General features: G+C 56.5%; 3 protein-coding genes. 1 reads left to right on the top strand and 2 read right to left on the bottom strand.

What is annotated here, in order from left to right:
• Window positions 1-276: 276 nt before the first annotated feature.
• Window positions 277-1,542: a vWA domain-containing protein gene (locus BQ17_RS00335; RefSeq protein WP_089723771.1), complete on the bottom strand. Its 1,266-nt coding sequence runs from the start codon at window positions 1,540-1,542 to the stop codon at window positions 277-279.
• Window positions 1,543-1,559: 17 nt separating this feature from the next.
• The gene (locus tag BQ17_RS00330) at window positions 1,560-2,603 is read right to left on the bottom strand and encodes an AAA family ATPase (RefSeq protein WP_089723770.1); all 1,044 of its coding nucleotides are present in this window, start codon (window positions 2,601-2,603) and stop codon (window positions 1,560-1,562) included.
• A 307-nt stretch (window positions 2,604-2,910) separates the two neighbouring features.
• On the opposite strand from BQ17_RS00330, the gene BQ17_RS00325 reads away from it, so the two are divergent.
• Entirely contained in the window at window positions 2,911-3,744 is an 834-nt protein-coding gene (locus tag BQ17_RS00325) for a hypothetical protein (RefSeq protein ID WP_089723769.1), read from the top strand.
• The last annotated feature ends 825 nt before the right edge of the window (window positions 3,745-4,569 follow it).

Genomic DNA, 4,569 nt, shown 5'->3' with positions numbered 1-4,569 from the left:
GACGCTGGAGCGTCTGGATTTGCTCCCACGCTGGAGCGTGGGAGCCAGAGGCTGATTTGTGGGGATACTTCAGGGTCTTACCTGCATTTCTGTGCCCATCCTTATACGGTTCCGGTTTTGCAGCTTTTATCGCAGATTAAACAGATTTTCACAGGATAAAAAACGAAAAAATCTGTAAGAATCTGCGTAATCTGCGGATTAAAAAAGATGTTGGGGTTTCGACCTCACCCCAATTTACACTGCCGGCGATTGGTAGCTGGTGATTGCTTGCCCCGGTCAATTCAGCTGAATGCGTTGTCCCCAGGGTATCTGCGAACGGCCTTTGACCAGCCAGACGACGGGATAGTGCGGCGCCTCGGATGGGAAATCGCCCTGGGCGTCGGTGAAGTAGATCAGGAGGTCGGGGAGCACACCTGTACGCTCGATCCAATCGAACACGGGCCAAAAGTTGGTGCCACCGCCGCCCTTGATCGCCTCGGGCGGTGTGAACTCCTCCCAGGGCTCGAAGACCCAGGGCGCGCCTGCGCACAGCGCGGTGTCGCAGGGCAGCAGGGTGACGCGGGCCCGGACCTGACCCTTGAGGGCATTGATCTCGGCGATGAACTCCGCCAGCTCCCGCGCCTTGATGGAGCCTGAGGTGTCTACCGCCACCACCAGCTCGAGCTGGTGGCTACGCAGGGTCGGGAGGATAAAATCCCCCTCGCGCCGGGACGGGCGCATATAGCTGTAGTCATCCCGCGCCGCTGCCGTCATATAGCGTGCCAGCAGCATGCGCCACGGCAGCTGGGGCTGCAACAGGTGGTCGATCATGCGTGCCAGCTCGCCCCCCAGCTTGCCCGCCTGCATGGCCTGCTGGGCCGCACCGGCCAAGCGTTGCTGCCACTGAACGTTCAGGGTCTCCTGCTCGTCCGGTTGCAAGGGTTCCGGCTCGGCGGCGCCCCCGCCGGATTCCGGCTCGGATCGTGCCTGGGCGTCGCCCTGCTTTCCGTCTTCGGTCTGCTCCCCGTCTTGGGGATCGGCCGCCGGTGGCCGGTTCGTCAGGTTATCCTCCCGCAGGCCGCCGTCGCTGCCCCGACCCTGGTTGTCGTGGTCGTAGGCGTGCTTATCCAAGGTCCGGGAGGCGTCATTGTCCTCGATCAGCGGGTAGATCTCTTCGGCCGTCATGCCCTTGTATAGGGGTGTATGCAGGGCATTGGACGGGGGAGTAAGGCCCTCGTCGATCAGCAGGGGATTGATGGCATAGTCGCAGGCCAGGTCCCATTTATGGCGCATCCGGTGCCGGCGGCGGGCGAAGTGGGAGAGGGCGCAGTGCAGGGCCTCGTGGGCGAGCATGAACTGGGTCTGCTCGATACTCAGCTGCCGGATATACTCGGGGTTGTAGTAAAAGGCCCGGGCGTCGGTAGCAGTGGTCGGACACCAGGCAGGATCGGCCGGGTGCATGGGCAGGCGCAGCACCAGGGCGCCGAGGAAGGGCTGGTCCAGGATCAGGCGGGTACGTGCCGCCGCGAGCTTGGTCTCGATGGCCTGGGTATCGACCGCCATGGGTGCCGGCTGCCCGCTCAGTGGTCGATCATGATGTCCGCCACCGCCTGGGCCCAGGCGGCGAATGCGGGGACCTGGAACAGCGCGTCGCCAATCGCCCGGTGCAGGTCGGAGACCAGCATGACGCCCATCTCGCGCTGGGGAAAGCGCCCGGCATAGACCAGGATGTTGTCGATGACCTGGGTGGCGGAGTCGCTGCCGGCGGCGCGGATGGCCCGGCCCACCAGGGCGGCGGCGACCGCGTACTGCAGGTCGATCTCAGTGGGGACGGGGACCTCATCACCGACCAGGATGGCATCCAGATCGGGCATCTGGTCCAGGCTGGTGATGAAGGCGTGGAGCTCGATCCCCGCCGCCGGTCCGACGCAGGCCTGCAGGGTACCCCGCAGCAGCTCGGGTTGGTCCTCGAACTTGCGCAGACCCCGGTGGGCGAACTCCCAGGAGCGCGGAGACGGAAAGGCTACCGGATTGTGGGCCGGATCGAAGTCGAACAGGAGCTCGGGACGGAAGCGCAGGAACCCGATGATCCGCTCATCGATGCCGTTGGCATAGGCCCAGGCCACCCAGTCGTCCAGGTGGGTATCGACCTCGAAGTGGGAAAACCGATTGGCCAAGGGCGCCGGCATGGTGTAGGTCACGCCCCGATCTCCCTGACGGTTGCCGGCGGCGAAGATGGCCCAGTGGTCGGGCACCTGGTACTCCCCCAGACGCCGGTCCAGGATCAACTGGTAGGCCGCCGCCGACACCGCCGGCGGCACCGAGGTGATCTCGTCCAGAAACAGGATGCCCTGGGGACCATGGCGTTCCGCGTCCGGCAGGAGCGCGGGAACCGCCCACTCGACGCGACTCCCGACCCGGAAGGGAATGCCCCGCAGATCGCTGGGCTCCATCTGCGACAACCGGATATCGATGACCGGGGTCTGGTGTGCGGCGGCGATCTGAGCCACCATCTGGGACTTGCCTACGCCCGGAGGACCCCACAACATGACCGGGGTGTGATGGCCTGCGGAGGTACTGAGAAACTCCTGGTCCAGGATGCGAAGCAGCTGGGCGGGACGCATATTTTTACGGGATTCCCTCAATGAGTTTAGGCGTTGAATCGCGCGCGGACCTGACGAGATGGATGTGCTTGGGCCGGCCTCACCGCAGTCTCCGCCGAGAGCCTGCGGCGGGTGGTCCACAAGGACTGGTTTACCGGTTGCGAGCAAAAATATTTTACTCCTCTGTCAACCCAAAGCAGAAGTGCCCCCTTCAGCGAGAACCTACTGCGGTTCCTCAGCAGAATTTGTGGGTAATTTCTTCTTGATCTGGTTTATGGATTGATGTTCTAATAATCTCCTTATAAAGAAACTAAATGAGGTATAACTGATGAAATCCCTGAGCAAGTATGTATTATCTGCTGTCATTGTTGGACTCTTCCCTTGGGCAACCCAAGCGAAGAATTGTAGCCTTGAATTCTTTTTCTGTGGGGCTAGACTTCAGTTTGAGAAAGAAGTAGACCGAATGATAATCTCAGAGGAATCGAGTTATGTTATGGCTAGAAAACTGACCTATAATGGCGCTCAAAAGATGCATGAAGCCTTCGAACACGACTACAATGGGGATACTAACAAGGCTATTCAAGCATATGATGACGGAATTAGTTTGCTTAGAGAATCCCTATTATATTGGGATGAGGTAATAGCGAAAAATGAATCGTTCGTCTCGTTTTTGCCTGGAAAGACTCGGCCAGCCTTTACTAAAAATTTCCTTGACCGTGCTCTTTCGCCAAAATTTGCCGAACAAGCCACGAAAGCAAATCCTGCTGTAAATGCTCTTTCCCCAGGCTTTGATCTGCTTAGAAAGATGTTTGCATCAGCAACGAGCGACGAACAGGCAGTCATAAGTATTTTCTCCAAGATTGCCGATCAGACAAAACAAATTCGGAAAGGGATACAAGCCTATATTGAGGTCGCATCTCAAGATCGGGCGCTTGTACGGGAAAGTATATTGTATAAGACTGTTTATGTGGATTCCCTCCTAAGAAAGCATGAAAAACATGCTCTAATGATTGCCGACGAAAAGTTTCATCATGCGCTTCTTTATAATATGCTCTTTATAGAAGCAGCATCTTTGGTGAACATGGATGTTGCTGTTCAGTTGAAGTTGCCAGAAGAAGCTATTAATGTGCATGTTCCTAATACTAATAAGAAAAAAGAGTAGCATACAAGGGGACCTTGAAAAATCCGGTGGAGTTCTAACTTTGTTGTTTCTGGTTATAGGGTGCCTTGAAAACCCCATGACAGGGAATTTTCAAGTTCCCTATACTCGGCAGCAACAAAATTAGAACACTACCAAAAATCCCATACTCAATGCTTTTCATGACGACGACCGCAAAGTGCGATTTTTGAACGCCTTCATATAGTTACGCACGTGAACATGGCAGGACATCCCTGCTCCACAAAAACATTTTGAATTTTTCAAGGTATCCACAAGTGATATCGATCGGAGCGTTACCATTTTTCGCTAAATCCGAAATAGGTCCAATTTCGGGTGCGAACAATTGACGACGGCCTTTGCCTTGTCAAGTCCCGCCAGATTATAGACCCGTTTTTTGAACAGACCCTGGCCTGTCCCGCCCTACGCGGGCTAACAGCTAGTACCCCGTTTCGACAAATATTGCTGGTTCATGTTCACCCTCGGCAAGGCACCCGCAAGGGAGGGCGCCCGCAAGGGGTGCCCTACAACAAAACCTTTGTGCCCTTTGTGGCTCAGCTTCGATAGGCAAAATGTGCTGAAACGGGGTACTAGGTCGTGTTGACCTTTAGAAGGTCCGCACAGCGAACCCTACGCTAACCGCTTGATTGACTGTAGGGTTCGCTGTGCGGATCCCTTGGGCGTTGCGACCATGTAACATGTGAAAACAGTCGGTTAGGGTTAAATGTCAACAGCCCCTAGTACCTAGTTTCGATCGATATTGCTAGTCCCCACACTGGAGCGGGTAAGCCAAGCGTGTGAGCCAGCAGATACTATGAACTTGCAACATCG

The organism is Candidatus Thiosymbion oneisti (assembly GCF_900092655.1).
GTDB lineage: Bacteria > Pseudomonadota > Gammaproteobacteria > Chromatiales > Chromatiaceae > Thiosymbion > Thiosymbion oneisti.
Note: the sequence above shows the minus strand (reverse complement) of the source record. Positions and strands in the feature narration are given on the sequence as shown.

Coding starts and splice junctions, on each gene's coding strand:
- BQ17_RS00335 (WP_089723771.1), bottom strand. CDS start 1,542: ATGGCGGTCGATACCCAGGCCATCGAGACCAAGCTCGCGGCGGCACGT.
- BQ17_RS00325 (WP_089723769.1), top strand. CDS start 2,911: ATGAAATCCCTGAGCAAGTATGTATTATCTGCTGTCATTGTTGGACTC.
- BQ17_RS00330 (WP_089723770.1), bottom strand. CDS start 2,603: ATGCGTCCCGCCCAGCTGCTTCGCATCCTGGACCAGGAGTTTCTCAGT.